At 66.2% G+C, this 18,521-nt stretch carries 16 protein-coding genes; 3 read left to right on the top strand and 13 right to left on the bottom strand.

Annotated features, from left to right (window positions below; all coding sequences use genetic code 11):
* Nucleotides 1-6 precede the first annotated feature (6 nt).
* Entirely contained in the window at nucleotides 7-1,680 is a 1,674-nt protein-coding gene (gene acpA / locus SR3_RS11730) for an acid phosphatase (RefSeq protein WP_068085706.1), read from the top strand.
* Nucleotides 1,681-1,779: 99 nt separating this feature from the next.
* Here the strand turns inward: acpA and SR3_RS11725 are convergent, their stop codons facing one another.
* The 9 genes from SR3_RS11725 to SR3_RS11685 are packed head-to-tail and all read right to left on the bottom strand — an operon-like array spanning nucleotide 1,780 to nucleotide 11,802.
* A complete protein-coding gene (locus SR3_RS11725) occupies nucleotides 1,780-3,114 on the bottom strand; it encodes an O-antigen ligase family protein (protein WP_068085700.1) in 1,335 nt (444 codons plus the stop codon).
* Nucleotides 3,111-4,292, bottom strand: a complete 1,182-nt coding sequence (locus SR3_RS11720) for a glycosyltransferase (protein ID WP_068085698.1) — start codon at nucleotides 4,290-4,292, stop codon at nucleotides 3,111-3,113. Before SR3_RS11720 ends, SR3_RS11725 begins: the two co-directional genes overlap by 4 nt.
* Nucleotides 4,282-5,370, bottom strand: coding sequence for a hypothetical protein (locus SR3_RS11715; RefSeq protein WP_068085696.1), 1,089 nt, complete (start codon nucleotides 5,368-5,370; stop codon nucleotides 4,282-4,284). Before SR3_RS11715 ends, SR3_RS11720 begins: the two co-directional genes overlap by 11 nt.
* A 6-nt stretch (nucleotides 5,371-5,376) precedes the next feature.
* The gene (locus SR3_RS11710; protein WP_068085694.1) at nucleotides 5,377-6,912 is read right to left on the bottom strand and encodes an MBOAT family O-acyltransferase; all 1,536 of its coding nucleotides are present in this window, start codon (nucleotides 6,910-6,912) and stop codon (nucleotides 5,377-5,379) included.
* A 20-nt stretch (nucleotides 6,913-6,932) separates the two neighbouring features.
* Nucleotides 6,933-7,166 (bottom strand): acyl carrier protein, encoded by a 234-nt coding sequence (locus SR3_RS11705; protein ID WP_068085692.1) that lies wholly within the window; start codon nucleotides 7,164-7,166, stop codon nucleotides 6,933-6,935.
* A 13-nt stretch (nucleotides 7,167-7,179) separates the two neighbouring features.
* Nucleotides 7,180-8,358, bottom strand: a complete 1,179-nt coding sequence (locus SR3_RS11700; protein WP_068085690.1) for a glycosyltransferase — start codon at nucleotides 8,356-8,358, stop codon at nucleotides 7,180-7,182.
* Nucleotides 8,355-9,686, bottom strand: coding sequence for an oligosaccharide flippase family protein (locus tag SR3_RS11695; protein WP_068085684.1), 1,332 nt, complete (start codon nucleotides 9,684-9,686; stop codon nucleotides 8,355-8,357). The genes SR3_RS11700 and SR3_RS11695 overlap by 4 nt, the downstream gene beginning before the upstream one ends.
* A complete protein-coding gene (locus tag SR3_RS11690) occupies nucleotides 9,683-10,693 on the bottom strand; it encodes a glycosyltransferase family 2 protein (protein ID WP_068085682.1) in 1,011 nt (336 codons plus the stop codon). The genes SR3_RS11695 and SR3_RS11690 overlap by 4 nt, the downstream gene beginning before the upstream one ends.
* On the bottom strand, nucleotides 10,690-11,802 hold the full coding sequence (locus tag SR3_RS11685) for a glycosyltransferase family 4 protein (RefSeq protein ID WP_068085680.1): 1,113 nt from the start codon (nucleotides 11,800-11,802) through the stop codon (nucleotides 10,690-10,692). The genes SR3_RS11690 and SR3_RS11685 overlap by 4 nt, the downstream gene beginning before the upstream one ends.
* A gap of 223 nt (nucleotides 11,803-12,025) precedes the next feature.
* Here SR3_RS11685 and SR3_RS11680 point away from each other — a divergent pair, with 223 nt between their 5' ends.
* Complete coding sequence (locus SR3_RS11680) at nucleotides 12,026-12,490, top strand: hypothetical protein (RefSeq protein ID WP_157098798.1); 465 nt, start codon at nucleotides 12,026-12,028, stop codon at nucleotides 12,488-12,490.
* 44 nt (nucleotides 12,491-12,534) lie between these two features.
* Here the strand turns inward: SR3_RS11680 and wecC are convergent, their stop codons facing one another.
* Both wecC and wecB read right to left on the bottom strand, forming a co-directional pair.
* Nucleotides 12,535-13,839: a UDP-N-acetyl-D-mannosamine dehydrogenase gene (gene wecC, locus SR3_RS11675; RefSeq protein ID WP_068085668.1), complete on the bottom strand. Its 1,305-nt coding sequence runs from the start codon at nucleotides 13,837-13,839 to the stop codon at nucleotides 12,535-12,537.
* The gene (gene wecB, locus SR3_RS11670) at nucleotides 13,836-14,978 is read right to left on the bottom strand and encodes a non-hydrolyzing UDP-N-acetylglucosamine 2-epimerase (protein WP_068085661.1); all 1,143 of its coding nucleotides are present in this window, start codon (nucleotides 14,976-14,978) and stop codon (nucleotides 13,836-13,838) included. The genes wecC and wecB overlap by 4 nt, the downstream gene beginning before the upstream one ends.
* Before the next feature lie 123 nt (nucleotides 14,979-15,101).
* Between wecB and SR3_RS11665 the strand changes: the two genes are divergently transcribed.
* Complete coding sequence (locus tag SR3_RS11665; protein WP_407668163.1) at nucleotides 15,102-16,439, top strand: nucleotide sugar dehydrogenase; 1,338 nt, start codon at nucleotides 15,102-15,104, stop codon at nucleotides 16,437-16,439.
* 247 nt (nucleotides 16,440-16,686) lie between these two features.
* Here SR3_RS11665 and SR3_RS11660 read toward each other — a convergent pair whose 3' ends face one another.
* The gene (locus tag SR3_RS11660) at nucleotides 16,687-17,238 is read right to left on the bottom strand and encodes a thermonuclease family protein (RefSeq protein ID WP_245653876.1); all 552 of its coding nucleotides are present in this window, start codon (nucleotides 17,236-17,238) and stop codon (nucleotides 16,687-16,689) included.
* 3 nt (nucleotides 17,239-17,241) lie between these two features.
* Entirely contained in the window at nucleotides 17,242-18,480 is a 1,239-nt protein-coding gene (locus SR3_RS11655; protein WP_068085659.1) for a NupC/NupG family nucleoside CNT transporter, read from the bottom strand.
* Between the last annotated feature and the right edge of the window lie 41 nt (nucleotides 18,481-18,521).

Here is an 18,521-nt window from a genome sequence, read left to right as displayed (position 1 = left end):
GATTCCATGACCGACAAGACTTCCCCCGAGACCGACACTTCTTTCAACGCAGATCGCCGTCTGGTGCTGGGCGGTATTGCCGCCGCCATCGGCGCCGCCTCGGTGGAGAGCCCGGCGCAGGCCGCCACCACGCGCCGCAAGGTGCTGACCGGCGCGGCCCTGTCTGATGGCGCGGTGGATGCCGCGCTGCGCGAGAAGATCGAGAACGTCGTGGTGATCTTCTGCGAGAACCGCAGCTTCAACAATCTCTTCGCCGATTTTCCGGGCCTGCAGGTGCCCCTCTCGGTGGTCGATCCCGAGACCTACAAGCAGCGCGACCGCGACGGCGCCCCGCTCAAGACCCTGCCGCCGATCTGGAACGGCATGGTGCCCGACAAGCAGGTGGTGGAGCACAAGGAGTATCTGATCGCGCAGGGCGACATCACCGGCCTGGCGAATGCTCCCTTCGCGCTCAAGACCCCGCAGGGCGATCCGCTGCCGCATGGCGTGGTGACGCGCGATCTGGTCCATGCCTTCTACAACAACCAGTTGCAGATCAACGGCGGCAAGAATGACGGCTTCGTGGCGTGGGGCGATTCCGGCGCTCTGGTGATGGGCCATTATGGCGAGGCCTCGGCCAAGCTGCGCCTGTGGAACATCGCCCGCGAATTCACGCTGTGCGACAATTTCTTCATGGGCGTGTTCGGCGGCTCTTTCGTCAACCACCAGTATCTGATCTGCGCCCGCCCGCCCTATTATCCCGAGGCCGACAAGAGCCCGGCCAAGGTGGGCATCACCCGGCTCGATCCCGGCGATCCCAAGGGCTTGCGCCCCATGCTGCGCGAAGGCTCGCCCGCCAGCGCCATGGAGGGCCCGGCCAAGTTCACCAGCAATGTGCTGACGCCCGATTTCTACGCCGTCAACACCATGACCCCGCCCTATGCCCCGGCCTACAAGCTGGACCCGGCGAAACCCGGCTATGCCGACTGGACCAGCCCCAGCACGCTGGTGCCCCAGACCCACAAGACCATCGGCGATGTGCTGAGCGACAAGGGCGTGAGCTGGGCGTGGTACAGCGGCGGCTGGGAGACGGCGCTGAAAGGTGGCAGCACCCCCGATTTCGCGGGCAAGGCCAGCTTTCAGGTCCACCACCAGCCCTTCAACTATTACAGCCGCTTCGCCCCCGGCACCGCCGACCGCGCCGAGCATCTGCGCGATGCGGGCGAGGGTGAAAGCCCGCGCACCAACAAGCTGCTGGCCGACATTGCGGCGGGCAAGCTGCCTGCGGTGACGTTCTACAAGCCGCAGGGCAACCTCAACATGCATGCCGGCTATTCCGATGTGGAGGCGGGCGACCAGCATATTGCGGTGATGGTCGATGCGCTGCGCCGCAGCCCGCAATGGGGCAAGATGCTGGTGGTCATCACCTTCGACGAAAACGGCGGCTGGTGGGACCATATCGCGCCCCCCAAGGGCGACCGCTGGGGCCCGGGCACGCGCATTCCCGCGGTGATCGTCAGCCCGCATGCCAGGAAGGGCCATGTCGATCACACGGTCTATGACACGGGATCGATCCTGCGTTTCATCACGCGCCGCTGGGGGCTGGAGATGCTGCCCGGCCTCGCCGACCGCGATATCGCGATGCAGGCCGCCGAGGGCACCAAGCCGGGCGATCTGACCGCGGCGCTGGATCTGGCGTAAGGCGCCAGAGCATCGTGCGAAAAAGTGGGAACCGGTTTTTCGCGCCAACGATGCGGCAACAAAAATCCGGGGCCGGGTGGCGTCGCTGCCCGGCCCGTTTTATGTCCTGTGTCTTTGCGGCCCGGCATAGGTGAGCAGCCGGGTTCCCTTGCGCCCCACGGTCGGCTCTCCCATCGCCAGCGGGATCAGCGCCAGCACGATCGAGAGGAACATCTGGTCGATCAGCATGCCGCCGATCAGCTCGCTTTCGGCGAAATTGTTGCAGATGCAGAAGACGATCACGGCAAACAGCAGCGAGCGGCTCTCGGGCGGCATCTTTTCCGCCAGCATCAGCCGCTGGGCGGGCAGCAGCAGCAGCAGCAGCACCGCCAGAATGGTTCCGGGCAGGCCGATGGTCACCAGCAGGTCGAGATAGCCATTGTGACCGGCGGGCGCCTCCTCGGCGACCCAGCCTCTGGTCAGGTGCAGGATCGGGCTGGCCGTGCCCACCTGCCAGAAGGAGGCGAACCCGGCCCCCGTCCACAGGTGCTGTTTGGTGTAAAGGATCAGTGCCAGCCAGATCTGCATGCGGCCGGTGAAGGCGTTGGGATCGTCCAGCTGCTCCAGCGCGTCGCTGTAGAACACGCCGCCGATGGCCAGCAGCAGCGCGATCGCCAGACCGACATAGATCATCGTCTGCGACCCCTTGCTGATGCGCAGGAAGCGCACGCAGTAACCGGCGAGCAAAGCGATGGCGAGGCTGCTCATCGAGGATTTGGACTGGGTGAACCACAGGAACACCACCACCGCCCCCAGCACCGCATTGCGCAGCATCACGGGCATGGTGCGGCGGTCGAAGATGAAGAACATCACCGTCAGCGCGCAGGCGGGCCCGGCGATGTTCTTGTGGATCATCGCGCCGCGCCAGCTGCCCGCCTCGGTGGAGGCATCGCCGAAGACATAGCCATGGATGCCATGCGGGCTGAACATCACCGCCAGATAGTTGGCGGCCAGCAGGGCGATGAACACCCAGCGGATGAACAGCAGCGTGCGGCCATAGCCCAGCTCGTTCACGCAGCGGAACAGCAGCCACATCGACATCACCGCCAGCACCAGTCGCCGAAAGCCGATCAGCGGCACGTCGGACCATAACAGCGTGAAGAGGCAATAGGCGAACATGCCCAGCAGCGGCCAAGGGATCGCCAGATTGGCGTCCATCCGGCTGGGGCGCCAGCAGCACAGCGCCATCATGCCTGTCAGGCCGATGACGACGATCTGGTTGACGCTGTTGCCATCGCCCGCATGCGGATCGCCCACGCCGCCCATCAGCCCGTTCATGTCGATCATCTCGAAGAGCAGGAAGGCGCTGAGGCAGAAGGCGGCCCAGCGCAGCCGCCAGAAATCCTTGATGGGGGCGGCGAAGCTGGCGCGGGGGCGATCGATCATGCTGGTCATGCCTTGGCGACCTCCCTGAAGGCCTGCGCGGTGCTGGCTTCGTGCGGGGTGATAGCATGCTCGCCCAGCAGCGTCACATAGCGGTCGATCAGCGCCTTGCTGCCGCGCATCATGCCCAGCCGCGCCGAACGCCCGGCCCAGAGGCGATGGGTGGCGGGATCGCCGAGCAGGCTGCCCAGCGCATCGGCAAGCGCCTGCGGATCGTCGAGCGGCACGGTGAGGCCGCAGAGCTGGCCATCCTCGCCGGTGACGCCCTCGATCTGCACCGGCACCTGCGAGACCACCAGCGGCAGGCCGAGGCGCGCGGCCTCGATCAGGGCCAGGCTGTGCCCTTCGAACAGGCTGACCTGCGCGAAGACATCGGCCCGAGCCGCGCGGCGCAAGGCCGCTTCGCGCGGCATCTGGCCCAGCAGGGAGACGCGGTCTGCCAGTTTCAGCTCGCCGATCAGGGCGCGCAATTCGGCTTCATCCTCGCCCGCGCCGATGATCTCCAGCCGGGCCTTGGGCAGCAGCGCCATGGCGCGGATCAGCTGCGGATGGTTCTTCTGGCGCGAGAGCCGTCCCACCGCCACGATCAGGCCCTGTGTAGCGCTGTTGCGGGCAGGACCGGCGGCGATGGCATCGACCATGCGCTCCACGCCCTCGGGCAGGGCATTGTGGATGGTGCGCTGTTTGGTGCGATAGGCTTTGGGCCAGCTTTCAAACGAGGCGCCCACCGCGTCCGACACGCTGACGATGGCAGCCACGCAGGGCAGACAGCCCGTCCAGCGGTCGATCTGGTTGAGCGCGCCCTGATAGGTGAAGGAGGGGGTGTGATGCGACAGCACCACCTTCGTCCGCACCCCGGCCAGCGTGGCGGCCAGCGGGAACAGCACATTGGCCAGCGGCATGGCGGTGATGACCACCTGCGGCCGGTGGCGACGCAGCCACCCGATGGTGGCGGCCAGCAGGGTCAGACCCGCCGCAGCGTTGCGCAGGGGGCTGGTGGCGATGAACCGCCAGCCGTCGCGCTGGGCTTCTGCGGCTTCCCCGGCGGCCTGGGGGTAGAGGCCCAGCAGGCCGGTGGCGAAGCCGCGTTCGCTTAGGCCATGGGCGACATCCTGCCATATTTCGCGCAGGCCGCCCGGCGTGGTGTGGGTGATGGCGAAGACCACCTGAGGCGAATTGTTATCGGCCATGGGTGGTTCCTTGTGTCGCGGGACGCGCGGGAGGGATCAGCCCGGCCAGCTGGTCTGCCAGGTAGCGTGTGGCGAGGATGGCTCCGGCGCGGTTGAGATGGGTGTCATCCTGATAGAGCGCGGCGTCGTTGCGCCATGCGGTCGGAAGGAAATCGGGGCCGAAGCGGCTGAAATAGCGGGGGTTGCGCGGCAGATCGGCGGGCCCGAACATGGGCAGGCCGACAAAGGCCAGCGCCACATGGCGTTGCCGCGCCAGATCGGCGATGGACTGCATGTAATGATGGTCGATCGCCAGCTGCATCTCCTCGGGCAGGAAAGGCAGGTGCGAGATGGTGAAGCGGTTCTGCGTGGCCAGATTGGCCTGCGCCCGCGCCTGCATCTGCGCCAGCGGCATGGTGGCGTTGCCGTTGCGCCAGTGGCCATCGGGCAGGCGATAGCCCAGCGTGCGGTCGAGGCCGGTGCCCAGATAGGCGGCGGGCCGGAAGTTGCGGTCCACGCCGAACCAGCCGGGCGCGACCTGCCCCGCCGCATTGAGCAGGTTGCGATAGGGCACCGCCAGCAGGTTCGTGAAGTAGAACTTGTTCACCAGCAGCGGGGCCGCGGCGATCTGGCCGGGGCTGGCCATCTCCTGAAACATGGGGTGCGAATAGACCATGAAGCCATCGTCGGCCAGCACCAGCAGGCGGACCTCCGGATGGGCGTTCAGCAGATCATGCACCAGCAGGTCGTGGTAGTCGCGCCCGGCCTGCACCACGGAGAGATTGGCGACATGCACCGTGCGGCCCGCCTTCGCGCTCAGCAACTGTTGCAACAGGCTGGGGCTGATCCCTGATTCCATGCGCGAGGAGCCGATGATCGCCACATCGATGGGGGCGGGGTCGAAATGGATGCGTTCATAGACCCAGCGGGCGTGGAACATCTCGCTGCCAGCGGCGCGCTGGGCGGCGATGTAGCGGTTGAAGGGCAGGGCGAGCAGCACCGCCAGCAGCACCGCAAAGCCCACCGCCATGCCCAGCAGATAGCGCGCCGTGCCGGTTTCGGTGGTCTGCGGGTCGGGCGGGGTGATCTCGGCCATCATCTGCGCTCAAAATCCGAAATAGACGAAGCTGTTGCCGCCCCGGCTGACAAAGGCCAGCCCCAGCAGCAACATCGCCCCCATTGCCAGGCCCCACGCCAGCCCGGCCCGCCAGCGCAACGGCAGCAGCCCGCGCGAAACCTTTGCGGCCCCGGCGAAAGGCAGCGAGGGCTCCAGCCGGTCGAGCAATTGCGCGGTGTTGGGCAAAGTGTAGACGATCAGCAGCGCCACCACCAGTTCACCCGCCACCACGGCGCCTCCGACGGGCGCCAGCACGGGCCATGCCAGCCAGTTGCCATGGGCCAGGCCGGTCATCGCGCTCCACAGCAGGCAGGCGCTGGCCATATTCGGTGCGCGGAACGGCACCAGCGCGATCAGCACGGCCAGCATCGTCAGCACATGCCCGCGTAGCAGTTGCGTCCGCGAGGGCGGCGGGGCACCGCGCTTCTTCTTATGGGTAAAGGCCCAGACCTCGGCCACCACCATGTACAGCGCATGCAGCAGGCCAAACACGATATAGGTCCACGCCCCGCCATGCCATGCGCCGATCACGAACATCGAGATCGCGGTGGGCAGAAACACACCAAAGCCTGTTACGCCCCAGCGCCCCATCCCGCGCGCCGCCGCCCAGCGCGTGAAAGGCAGCGCCAGCGACTGGAACAGGTAATCATTGACGAAGCGGCCCAGGCTCATGTGCCAGCGGCGCCACCAGTCTGCGATGGAGGTGACGCGCATCGGCGAGTAGAAGTTGAGCGGCAGCTTCACCCCCAGCAGCCGCGCGCAGCCCGCCGCCATGTCGGAATAGCCGGAAAAGTCGAAATACATCTGCAGCAGAAAGCCCACCACCATCGCCCAGGCCTGCGCCGCCACCGGGCGGTGTCCGGCGGCCACATCGCTGAACAGCGGATCGACCCACAGCGCCATCGTGTCGGCCAGCACCGCCTTCTTGAACAGGCCGATGGTGAAAAGGGTGATTCCCGCCATGGCGTCGCGCGCGGTCTCGCGCGGCTCGGCCTCGATCTGGGGGGCAAATTCGCGGAAATAGGTGATCGGGCCGGAGATAAGATAGGGGAAGAACAGGATCGAGGCGAGATAGGTGAGCGCCCGCACCTCGCGCACCACCCCGCGCGCCAGATCGACCAGCAGCGAGATCTGCTGGAAGGTGAAGAAGGAAATCCCCAGCGGCAGCGCCAGATCGCGCCACAGCGGGGGCCGCCCCATCAGCCAGCCCAGATTGACGCCCAGAAAGCCGGTGAACTTGAACACCAGCAGCGCCAGCACATTGGCGCCCACCCCCAGCACCAGCCAGCGATGGCGTGTCTTGCCCTCGCTGGCCACGATCAGCCGGGCGATGGCGAAATTGCCCGCCAGCGAAGCCAGCAGCACCGGCAGCGCCCAGGCGCTGGCCATGGCGTAAAAGCCAAGCCCGGCGGCCACGATCACGCTCAGCCGCCCGCGCTGCCCTGCCAAGCGCCCGGCCAGCCACCAGCCCAGCCAGACCAGCGGCAGGAAGCACAGGGCAAAAGCGTAGGAGTTGAAGGCCATTCAGGGCTGTCTGCTGAAAATCAGGCCGTCAGCAGGGCGACCAGATCGCCCAGCTTTTTCAGCCCCTGCCACTCGCCGATCGACAGCTTGCGGCCAAACTCCTGCTCCACCGCCACCATCAGGCGGATGTTGCTGAGCGAATCCCAGCCCGGCACATCGGCGGCGGTCAACTCGTCGCTGTAGGCGATGTCATCCTCGTCGAAGGTTTCGGCAAGGACATCCATCAGGCGTTCAATGACTTCGGCGCGTTCCATCAATGGTTCTCTTTCAGGCATGAAGGGGATCATGGGCCAGCGTATGGCCGGAAAGCCAGGCGCGGTCCTCGGCGGTGTCGCTGACCCAGCGGTCGACCATCTCGCCCCAGCGGACGGGGATCTGCATGCGCTGCCACGCCTGCGCCGATCCTTCCGAGATGCGGGCGTAAAGCGCCGGATCGGAAAGCAGCGTCTCGATGCGATCCGCCAGAGCGCGCGGCTGGCCCGCTGGGAAGACCAGCGCGCTTTGCCCATGCTCCAGATGGCCGGAAAACATCGGATGGTCCGAGGCGATCACCGGCGTGCGCGAGGCCAGCGCCTCATACAGCGTCAGCGGCAGGCCCTCGGGGAAGGCATGGCGGCTGGGGACGATCACCGCGGCGCTGGCATGCATCATCTCCATGATCCTGCCATTGGGGACGAGGCCGAGGAACTCCACCCGGTCGGCCACACCCATTTTCCGCGCGCGCGCCTCGAACTTCTCACGTTGCCCGGCGCCGGCGATCTTCAGCACGATCTCGGGGCGGTGCTTGAGCAGGGCCAGCGCGTCGATCACATCGCCCACGCCCTTCTTGCGCCCGATCGAGCCGACATAGAGCAGATCAAGCTGGCCCTGCGTGGGCGCCGCCTTCACCGGCCAGTTTTCGGGGCGGCGCATTTGCGGATAGTCCCAGGGGATGACCTTCTCGGCCTCGACCCCCAGCTTCACCAGCGAGCGCGAGGAATTGACCCCGTGGTTGGCCACCAGCGAGACGCGCGGATCGTTGAGCAGCCCCGGCAGCCGCCCGAAGCGCAGCCAGCGGTCCAGCGGATGCATGTTGAAGCTGTCGGCCAGAATGCAGCCCAGCGGACGGTTGCGCTTCAACCCGTGGCGCAGCAGGGCGTTGAGCGGCCCGTGCACGATCAGATGGGTGGGATCGTACTCCTCGATCATGCGGATCACCGGGGCGGGATCGATGTCCTTGCGGCGCCCGGCGGCGGCGCCCATCAGCGTCACCCCGCCTTCCAGCTTTTCCACGTAATGTGGGGCGAGGCAGCACAGGAAGGCCGCCTCGCCATGGCGCGCGGCCAGATGGTTCAGTTGATCCAGCACATAGCTGTGGCCGTAATAGATTTCGCTGCCGTCCTGCATGATGCGCTGGCGGGCCTCGCGGTAATCTCCGGCATATTGGACGATAAGCAGGCGAGTCATGGCAAAAGCCCCCGGATCGGTGCGAAGGAGGTCCCAAGACCCAAGGCGGAACGCAGGGCGCAAACCCCGCCAAGCATGATGAGTGCCGTGGCCAGCGCCATGGCGTCCTGTCGCCAGTAGCCCAGCCTCATGCGCAGCAGCCCTGCCGAAATATAGGCATATTGGCAAATCTCCACGAAGGCGATGGCCATCACCGCGCCGGGAAAGCCGCCATAGTGCAGCCCCAGCGGCAGCAGCAGCGCCATGGTGACAAAGCGCGCGGCATTGGCGTAGCTGCTGAGCGCGGGCCGCCCTACCCCCAGCAGCAGCGCCTCATTGAGGTTGGAGAGCACGGCGAACACCCCGCCGATCAGCAGCACGCCCAGAATCCACCCTGCCGAAGCATAGCGATGGTCATAGAGCAAACTGATCAGCCAGTCGCCGATCCCCGCCCCCACCGCCAGCGCGCCGCAGACGCCCAGCACGAAGACCAGCCGCGAACGCGCCATATGATGCTCCACGCCTTCGGCTTCCCCGTTGCGCGCGGCGACAATGGCGGGGAAGATGATCTGATAGCTCAGGCGGCGGGCCAGCGTGGTGGGCAGATCGGCGATGGCGCGGGCGATGCCATAGATGCCCACCAGCGCGATGGGCACCGCGCGGCCCAGATAGAGCCGGTCCAGATTGGTGGCGGCATACATCACCAGCGAGGTGACCATGATCCATTTGCCGAAATGCACGATGCGGCGGCGGATTTCGGGATCGTGGCGGAAGCTCTGCCGCGCCTCGGGCAGCAGATAGCTGAGCGCCGAGCGGATCGCCACGCTGGCCACCAGCGCCATTGCCGGCGCCCAGACCGAGCGCAGGCTCCATGCCAGCGCCACCGAGACGGCGAAGGCCAGCGCCTCGCTGCCGATCTCGAACTGGTTGCGGCGGCGCACCTCCATCTGCTTGACCAGCACGAAGACCGCGGTGGAATGCAGCCCCCCCAGAAAAGGCGAGCAGGCCGCCAGCAGGAAGATGCGCACATCGATATGATAGGCCTCGGCCAGAAAGGGCGCGGCCAGCGCGAACAGCGCGCTCAGGAACACGCCGCGCATCACCTGCATCGTCCAGGCGGTGTCGCGGAAGGGGCGGGTCAGGCCGTCGGGGTGGTGGATGATGTTCTGCTCGATGCCCACATCGGTCAGCAGCTCGATCCCCAGCCGCACGGCGTTGACCACCACCATCACCCCCATGATGTCCGGCGCGAGCAGCCGCGAGAGGATGATGTTGAGGATGAAACGCAGACCCGAGGAGGCGAAGAAGCCCCCCACCGTCCACGCCATCTTGCCGGTGAATCCCTTCACGCAGCACCGTCCTGAAGCACCACCATATCGAGCGGCTGGCGCGGGGGCACGCGTTTGCGCCCCAGCCCTTGCAGCAGACCGATGGCATGCATGTTCCAGGTCGCCACCGAATAGATTCCGTGGCGCAGGCTGCGGCGGCGCGCGCCCAGAAACGCCACAGGGGCCGCCAAAGCGAAGAGCAACAGCCACCACCAGCCCGCCAGCAGGCTGAGCAGCAGGAAAGCCCACCAGCCCACCACCATGATGGCATGGCGCAGATGCGAGAAGCCGCGCAGCATCTCGGGCAGGCGGCCTTGCTCCATCGCGGCGCGTACCACCTCGCCGGTGCCCCCGGCATAGCCGCTGGTGATGCGCTTCCAGATCAGCGGCAACCCGCCCATGTCATGGCCGTGGTGGCGCACGCCGGGCACGTCGATGCGCGCCAGCTTCCAGCCCCTGGCTGTCAGCCGTGCGCCCAGATCGAACTCCTCGAAGGCATGCAGGTTGCGGTCGGCGAAATAGCCCAGATCGCGCAAGGCGCTCAGGCGATAGAGCCCGCCGCAATCGAGCCGGTCGACCTCCTCGACCAGCGCGCGGCGCTTGGCCTTGTCATTGCGGGCGCGGGCCTCGAACTCGATGCTCTGGGTGTTGGCCTCGATCACCTGCCCGGCCACGGCGGCATGCTGCGGATGGTCTTGCAAGAAGGCGATGCCCGCCGCCAGCATGCCGGGCTGCAGCACCATATCGCCATCGAGCAGATAGAGGTAATCGTCGCTGTCGGTGGCCTTCAGCGCGCCCTGAAAGGCCAGCTGTGCCCCCGCGCCGCAGCAGCGCTGCGCGGGATCGGCCAGTTGCACGATGGTGACGCGGGGATAGCTTTGGGCGGTGGGGATCGTGCCATCGCGCGATCCGCTGTCGCCCAGCACGACATGGCCGCCCAAAGGCGCCACTTCGGCCAAGGCGCTGTCCAGCGCGGCGGCGATATGGGCTTCCTCGTTCAGGGCCTTGATCGCGACGGTGACGGTCATGCCGGATCTCCTGACAACTGGCGGTAGCGCTGGAGATAGGCCGCCAGCATGGTGTGGGGGGCAAAGCGCTCGACCAGCGCGGGGCGATAGGCGGCGACGGTCTTGCGCTGCGTGGCCAGATCATCGACCAGCGCGGCCAAAGCCTGCGCCAGAGCCCGCGTGTCGCCCGGCGCGGTGGTCAGCGGATAGGTTTCGGGCAGCACTTCGGCCAGACCGGGGGCGCGGCAGGTGAGCAGCGGCAGCCCCGCCATCAGCACCTCGAGATGGAGCAGCCCGAAGCCCTCGAAGCGGGAGGGCAGCAGGGCCGCGTCATAATCCTCCAGATGCAGGGAAAGCTTGGCGACGGGAGGGATCATCCGCACCCGCCATGGGCTGTCGAACGTTTTAAACGTTTGCGTCAAATCGGCGTGAAGCGTGCCTTCGCCCGCGATGGTCACCTCGACATCGCCGCGCCGGGCCAGAGTGCTGGCCTGTTTCAGGATGGCGGGCAGCAGATCGGCCCCCTTCTGCTCGACCAGCCGCCCGGCAAACAGCAGGCGCAGCGGCGAGGGCTCCATCCGCTGGGCGGCGATGGGCGGGGGCAGCACGGCATTGTAGACCACCTCGGCGGGCGGGCGGACGAGGCCTGCTTCAATCGCGGCATCGGCCTGAGCGGCGGCCTGCGAAACCGCCACGGCGCGGCCATGCGCCAGCCGCTTGGTCACCCATTGCCCGATCCGGCCCCAAGCGATCCACAGCACGCTGTTGTGGACCGTGCGCAGCAAAGGCGTTCGCGCCACGCGGGGTGACAGAGCGCAGGCGACGGCCAGAGTCAGCTCGGGGATTTCGGTGTGGACATGCAGCACATTGGGGCGAAATTGCCGCAAGGCCCGCCCCAGCGCCAGAGCCGCCAGAATCACCCCGCCCGATTTGAAGCCCCGCCCGGTGCCGAAAAACACCGGAACGCCCAGCTTTTGCGCCCGCGCCGCCATATCCGCGCCGATGGCGGACAGCGTCTTGTCGCGCAGCACGGCGAAGATCGCCGAATCGGCCTGCCCCGCAAGCCCCTCGACCAGCTGCATCGCCACGCCCTCGGCGCCGCCCAGATCGAGATGCGTGATGATATGCATCACCCTGATCCTGTCCGGTGCTGGCGAGCTGGCCACACTGTCCCCCGAAAAACTGCCCGACATGACCGGGGCGGGGCCAGCTATATCGATGGGTTTACACCTATGGCAACCAGTCATTGTTGCGATGCGGCATGGAAATGGGACAGTTTCCGGCCCGGTTTTTTCACTTTCCTACCGTTGGCGCGATCCTGCATTGAACAAAATACGAACATGGAGATGTCCAATGCCCGAAGGAATGTCGATTGCCCAGCCTGCCGGTTATGTGCCGGTGCATGCCTTTGCTTTCGCCGATGGGGCGGCCAAAGCCGTGACCGTCAGCCAGATCTCGCCCCTGCCGGTGGCGGCGGCGCAGGCCTTTGCCGCCACCTCCGCACCGCTGGCGGGCGCGGTGAGCGATACCGTCTCCCATGTCTTCGGCCCTTTCGCGCCGCAACTGGCGCGCGAGATCTGGGCCACGCTGGTGGGGCAGGGGGCGAGCGGCTCCGCGCAGCTTTTGCGCTCCACCGATGGCGGCGCGACGATGACCGGGCTGACGGCGGGCGGCATGGCCTGGGCGGGCTGGTCGTTCAGCGCGGTGACGGGCAGCATCGTCAACGAGCAGGTCGCCACCGAAAGCGATGCGGCGGCCAGCTATTATCTGGCCGTGACGCTCAGCGCCGGATCGCTGACCTATCGCATCGCGCAGTAACATGGAATGGCGCCGGGGGCCTGTGCCTCCGGCGCCGAGTGTTGTTAGCCCACCACCTGCAGCTTGACCGAACCGGCCTGCTGATCGGGCTTGGGCTGATCGGGCCAGATGCCGCGCGTGTCATAGACGATCTTGCCCGCGCGCTCGGCCAGCGGCACGTGGCGGAAGATGTCGTGATCGACCAGCACCAGCAGGATGTCGCAATCCTCAAGCGCGGTGTCGAGGTCGATCTGGGTGGCGCCGGTGCCCTCGAACTCGCGCGGCAGGGTGGAGGCGTAGGGTTCCACGATCTGGATGCGCTCGCCATAGGTGCGGGCCAGCGTGGCGGCCACCAGACGCGCCGGGCTTTCGCGGAAATCGTCGATGTTGGCCTTGAAGGCCAGACCCAGCGCGGCGATCTTCGCACCCGGATGCGCCGCGATCAGCGCATCGGCCTTGGCGATCACATGGCGGATCTTGCCATCGTTCACGCCGCGCGCGGTGCGGATCAGCGGGGTTTCCTCGGGCGCGGATGCCACGATAAACCACGGATCGACCGCGATGCAGTGGCCGCCCACGCCCGGGCCGGGCTGCAGGATGTTGACGCGCGGATGGCGGTTGGCCAGGCGGATCACCTCCCACACGTCCAGCCCCATGCGGTCCGCCACGATGGAAAGCTCGTTGGCGAAGGCGATGTTGACGTCGCGATAGGCGTTTTCGACCAGCTTGGTCATTTCGGCGCTGCGGGCATCGGTGGGGATGCACTGGCCGCGCACGAACAGCTTGTAGAAGGCGATGGCCTTGCGCGCGCAGCGCGGCGTGATGCCGCCGATCGAGCGGTCGTTGTTGGTCAGCTCTTCCAGAATGCGGCCGGGCAAAACGCGCTCGGGGCAATAGGCGATGGAGAGGTCGGGCGTCTGCGTGGTGAGGCCGGGCACCTTGAGATCGGGGCGCAATTCGGCGATCAGATCACGGATCGCTTCCGTGGTGCCGACGGGGCTGGTCGATTCCAGAATCACGCAATCGCCAGTTTTCAGCACCGGGGCGATGGAACGTGCGGCGGCCAGCACATAGGAGATATCGGGCTGATGGTCCTTGTCGAAGGGCGTCGGCACGGCGATCACGAAAACGTCCGCCGCTTCCACGCTCAGGCTGGCGGAAAGCAGCCCGCGCGAAACCACGCCCTGCACCAGACCGTCGAGATCGACCTCCTCGATATGGATTTCGCCGCGGTTGATGGTGTCGACCACGCTTTGCGTCACGTCCACGCCTTGCACGCGGCTGCCGCTGCGCGCGATGATCGCGGCGGTGGGCAGGCCGATATAGCCCAGCCCGACCACGCAGACCTGCGGCTTGTTCTCCGACTTCATGACTGGGCCAACTCCTGAGCCAAGATGTTCACGATGCGGGCGCAGGCTTGCCCGTCCCCGAAGGGATTATGGGCGCGCGCCATGGCGTCATAGTCCGGTTTATTGTCGAGAAGGTTGAAGATTTCGGAAACGATGGTCGCCGCGTCGGTGCCCACCAGACGGGCGGTGCCTGCCGTCACGCCCTCGGGCCGCTCGGTGGTTTCGCGCATCACCAGCACCGGCTTGCCCAGCGCGGGGGCCTCTTCCTGCACCCCGCCCGAATCGGTGAGCATGATATGGGCGATGGAGAGCAGCCGGGCGAAATGGGGATAGTCCAGGGGCTCGATCAGCGCGACATTGCCCAGATTGGCCAGCGCTGTGTCCATCACCGCGCGGACATTGGGATTGGGGTGGACGGGGAAGATGATCGCCACGTCCGGGCGCTGGGCGATCTGGCGGATGGCCTCGGCGATGTTTTCCAGACCGCCGCCGAAGTTCTCGCGCCGGTGGCTGGTGACGCCGATGATCGTCTTGCCCTTGAAGCGTTCCTCAAGGTTGGCCAGATCGGCGGCCAGCGCGGGTTCGGCTTTAATGCGGGCGGTGACCCAATGCAGCGCATCGATCACCGTGTTGCCGGTGACATGGATGCGCGCGGGATCGACATTCTCGCGCTTCAAGGCATCCGCGCTGGTTTCGGTGGGGGCGAAATGCAGGGAGGCGATGGCGCCGATCACCTTCCGGTTCACCTCCTCTGGCCAGGGGTGATAGATGTTGCCGCTGCGCAGGCCCGCTTCCACATGATCGACCGGGATCTTGCGGTAATAGGCGGCCAGAGCGCCCGCCATGGCCGTGGCCGTATCGCCCTGCACGATGACGCGCGCGGGCTGCTCGGCATCCATCACCTTGCCCAGTTCCACGATCAGCGCGGCGGTGAGCGAATCGAGCGTCTGGTTGGGGCGCATCAGATCGAGATCATGATCCGGGGCGATCCCCGCGATGCTCAGCACCTGATCGAGCATGCCGCGGTGCTGGGCCGAAACACAGACCTTCACATCGAAGCGCGGATCGGCCTTGAGCGCGGCCACCACCGGAAACAGCTTGATCGCCTCGGGCCGCGTGCCGAAGATCAGGAGGATTTTGGCCGGATCGGTCTGGGTCATGAAATGGGTCCACTGGCGGTCTGAATTTCAGGATGTATCTAGAAACGCAGGTGTTAACCACGGCATAAGAGCTTTAGCTCTAAACAGCACGCCGATTCCTGCCGCCACCAGAAGGGGCCAGCCTTGACGTCGATGTATCCCGATCTCGCCCAGAGCAGCGCTGTTCCCGTGGGGCAGGGCGCGGCCCTTCCCGGTGCCCTGGCGCAGCGCGTGGTGGTGGTGGGGCTGGGCTATGTCGGCCTGCCGCTGGCCGTGGCGCTGGCCGGGCGCTTCGAGACCGTGGGGCTGGATATCGACGCCCGCCGTATCGCGGAACTCAACACCGGCCACGACCGCACCGGCGAAATCGACCGCGACCGTCTGGAAGCCAGCGCGCTGGCCCTGACTGCCGACCCGGCCATCTGCCCGCCCGCCGATTTCTACATCGTGACCGTGCCCACGCCCATCGATGGCGCCAACCGCCCCGATCTGCGCATCGTGGAAGCCGCCAGCCGCACCATCGGCGCCATGCTGGGCGCGGCTGTGGCCGAGGGCCGCGTGCCGGTGGTGGTCTATGAAAGCACCGTCTACCCCGGCGTCACCGAAGACATCTGCGCCCCCATTCTGGAGCAGGTTTCCGGGCTGGTCTGCGGCCGCGATTTCTTCCTCGGCTACTCGCCGGAGCGCATCAACCCCGGTGACCGCGAACACACGATCGACAAGATCACCAAGGTCGTGAGTGGCCAGACGCCCGAGGTGCTAGAGCGCGTGGCGCATCTCTATGGCGCGATCACCAGCGGCGGCGTGTTCCGCGCCGCCAGCATCAAGGCCGCCGAGGCTGCCAAGGTGATCGAAAACGCCCAGCGCGACATCAACATCGCCTTTATGAACGAGATCTCGCAGATCTTCTCCAAGATGGATCTGTCGATCTGGGACGTGCTGGCCGCCGCGCGCACCAAGTGGAACTTCCTGCCCTTCGCCCCCGGCCTTGTCGGCGGGCACTGCATCGGCGTCGATCCCTACTACCTCTCGCACCGCGCCGAGCAGCTGGGGCTTGACCCGCGCGTGATCCTCTCCGGGCGCGGCATCAACGACAGCATGGCGGGCTGGGTAGCCAAAGAGCTGCACACTGCACGCAAGGGCAAGCCCGGCAACGTGCTGATGCTGGGCCTGACCTTCAAGGAAAACATCCCCGATCTGCGCAACTCCAAGGTGGCGGATCTGGTCTCGGCGCTGGGTCGCCTTGGCCACGGCGTGACGGTGCATGACGCCCATGCCGATGCTCACGAGGCCGTCGAGGAATATGGCATCCCGCTGGTGGAGGATGCCTTCAAGCGGAAATACGATATGGTGGTGCTGGCGGTGCCGCACCGCGAGTATCTGGCGCTGGGGCCGGGGCATTTCCGCTCGCTGCTGAAGAAGGGCGGGATTCTGGCCGATCTGAAGGGCGTGTTCGGGCAGGCTGCGGATTGGAGTTTGTAAGAAAAGGAAGATGCGAGGGGGTTACCCCCTCGCGCTCCCAGAACGTCTTCCGGCTCATGGGCAGTGGCGCCGAATTGATGCGCCCAAACTCCCCACCTGCGTGACCTAAGGCGCCGCAGGCTTTAAGATCCAAAGCTTTTCTGCCTGCGGCGCGGCGACGTTGCTCTGTGGCCGAACCTGAAACGCAACGAAGACATTAAAGGGAGCGCGAGGGCGATGGCCCTCGCATTATCCTTCTTCAAACCCTTCAATGACACCAATCCCTGCGATGCCCTGTCCATGCCTCGGCCAGCCCTTCGCTGACCATCACGGCGCCTAGGGACTGCCCTCCGCGTGACAGAACCCGCAACTTGCGGCCATAGACATCCGCATCCCGGTCCGCGGGTGCGACCAACGAAAACGCGCCGGCGTTCAGCAACAGCACCAGCCGGTCGGAGGCTTTTTCGCCCAGGTCCTGCTCGGCATCGCATTGGGGTTCGGAGACTTCGGGGGCGTTGATATCGGCCACGCGGATTTTCTCGCCTTGGAACCAGATGGTGTCGCCATCCACAACGCAATTGAAGCGCTTGTGGCGGCAGAGCGCGAAACGCGCGCGCAAAGTATCATGAGGGGCCGCTTTGGCGGGCGTCAAAGCTTGCGGCGTGTGGTCGGCGCGCCATTGGCGCCAGTTGATGGCCGCCAGCATGGCCAGCATCAGCGCCAGCACGGCGGCGAAGATCATGGCGATATGGCCGCCGCAGCTTTCGCGAACGGTCTTGCGGGAGACGAGGGCTTCCCAATCCTCGTCCCAGTCGCGCATCTCTTACAGCGAGAGGAACAGGCCCGCCAAAGCGGCGCTCATCAGGTTGGAGAGGCTGCCCGCCAGCAGTGCCTTCAGGCCGAATTTGGCGATCAGCGCGCGCTGGTTGGGGGCCAAGCTGCCGGTCACCGCCATCTGGATGGCGATGGAGGAGAAGTTGGCGAAGCCGCAGAGCGCGAAGGTCACCAGCGCGACGGTCTGCTTCGACAAATCCGTGGCGTGGCCCAGATCGATAAAGGCGACGAATTCGTTCAGCACGATCTTGGTGCCGAACATGCCGCCAGCGCGCATGGCCTCGGACCAGTCGGGCGCGCCCAGCAGGTAGAAAATCCCTGCGAAAACATAGCCCAGCAGCTTCTGGAACGACAGGTCGGGATAGCCGAAGAAATGGCCGAACCAGCCCATGATGCCATTGGCCAGCGCCACCAGCGCCACGAAAGCCAGCACCATGGCGCCCACGGCCACGGCCAGACGCACGCCGGTCTGCGCGCCTTCGCTGGCGGCCATGATGATGTTGGCGGGCTTTTCGTCATGGCCCTCGCCGGGCAGCGGGGTGACGGTGTCATCGGTGTCGAGCGGCTGGCCCTTGGGGTCGGGCATCAGCAGCTTGGCCATGCAGATGCCGCCCGGGGCCGACATGAAGCTGGCCGCCACCAGATAGTCGATGCGGATGCCGAGCCCGGCATAGGCCGCCAGAATCGTGCCCGCCACGCCGGCCATGCCCACCGTCATCACGCAGAACAGCTGGCTGGGCTTCAGGCCCGCCAGATAGGGCTTGATGACCAGCGGCGCTTCGGACTGGCCCAGAAAGATGTTCGAGGCCGCGCACAGCGATTCCAGCTTGGAAATGCCGGTGATCTTCTCAAGCCCGCCGCCGATCCAGCGGATCACCAGCGGCATGACGCCGATGTAATAGAGCACCGAAATCAGCGCCGCGAAGAAGATGATCACCGGCAGGCTGGAGATGGCGAAGCTCTTGCCGCCCACCTCGGGCGCGGCCAGCGGGCCGAACAGCAGCTCGATCCCGGCATGGGCATAACCCAGCAGATTCGAGACGCCGCCCGCGACCATCTGCAAGGCCAGATTGCCCTCGGGGAAGTACAGAACCAGCGCCGCAACGCCCGCCTGAAGCCCGAACGCCGCACCCACCACACGGGGGCGAATGGCGCGCCGGTCGCTCGACAGGGCAAAGGCAACGCCCAGAATCAAAAGGATTCCGGCCAGGCTCAAAACAATATGCATCAGTTCCCCTTCGGCGCGATCACGCCAGCTTGCGCGGCAAG

The sequence above is a fragment of the Novosphingobium rosa NBRC 15208 genome, assembly GCF_001598555.1.
Classification (GTDB): Bacteria; Pseudomonadota; Alphaproteobacteria; order Sphingomonadales; family Sphingomonadaceae; genus Novosphingobium; species Novosphingobium rosa.
Note: the sequence above shows the minus strand (reverse complement) of the source record. Positions and strands in the feature narration are given on the sequence as shown.

Excerpts from the sequence above, each read along its gene's own strand:
- SR3_RS11655 (WP_068085659.1), bottom strand. The coding sequence starts at position 18,480 with ATGCATATTGTTTTGAGCCTGGCCGGAATCCTTTTGATTCTGGGCGTT.
- SR3_RS11680 (WP_157098798.1), top strand. The coding sequence starts at position 12,026 with ATGCCCGAAGGAATGTCGATTGCCCAGCCTGCCGGTTATGTGCCGGTG.
- SR3_RS11710 (WP_068085694.1), bottom strand. The coding sequence starts at position 6,912 with ATGGCCTTCAACTCCTACGCTTTTGCCCTGTGCTTCCTGCCGCTGGTC.
- SR3_RS11705 (WP_068085692.1), bottom strand. The coding sequence starts at position 7,166 with ATGGAACGCGCCGAAGTCATTGAACGCCTGATGGATGTCCTTGCCGAA.
- SR3_RS11725 (WP_068085700.1), bottom strand. The coding sequence starts at position 3,114 with ATGACCAGCATGATCGATCGCCCCCGCGCCAGCTTCGCCGCCCCCATC.
- wecB (WP_068085661.1), bottom strand. The coding sequence starts at position 14,978 with ATGACCCAGACCGATCCGGCCAAAATCCTCCTGATCTTCGGCACGCGG.
- wecC (WP_068085668.1), bottom strand. The coding sequence starts at position 13,839 with ATGAAGTCGGAGAACAAGCCGCAGGTCTGCGTGGTCGGGCTGGGCTAT.
- SR3_RS11690 (WP_068085682.1), bottom strand. The coding sequence starts at position 10,693 with ATGACCGTCACCGTCGCGATCAAGGCCCTGAACGAGGAAGCCCATATC.
- SR3_RS11715 (WP_068085696.1), bottom strand. The coding sequence starts at position 5,370 with ATGATGGCCGAGATCACCCCGCCCGACCCGCAGACCACCGAAACCGGC.
- SR3_RS11700 (WP_068085690.1), bottom strand. The coding sequence starts at position 8,358 with ATGACTCGCCTGCTTATCGTCCAATATGCCGGAGATTACCGCGAGGCC.
- SR3_RS11660 (WP_245653876.1), bottom strand. The coding sequence starts at position 17,238 with ATGCGCGACTGGGACGAGGATTGGGAAGCCCTCGTCTCCCGCAAGACC.
- SR3_RS11685 (WP_068085680.1), bottom strand. The coding sequence starts at position 11,802 with ATGCATATCATCACGCATCTCGATCTGGGCGGCGCCGAGGGCGTGGCG.
- SR3_RS11720 (WP_068085698.1), bottom strand. The coding sequence starts at position 4,292 with ATGGCCGATAACAATTCGCCTCAGGTGGTCTTCGCCATCACCCACACC.
- acpA (WP_068085706.1), top strand. The coding sequence starts at position 7 with ATGACCGACAAGACTTCCCCCGAGACCGACACTTCTTTCAACGCAGAT.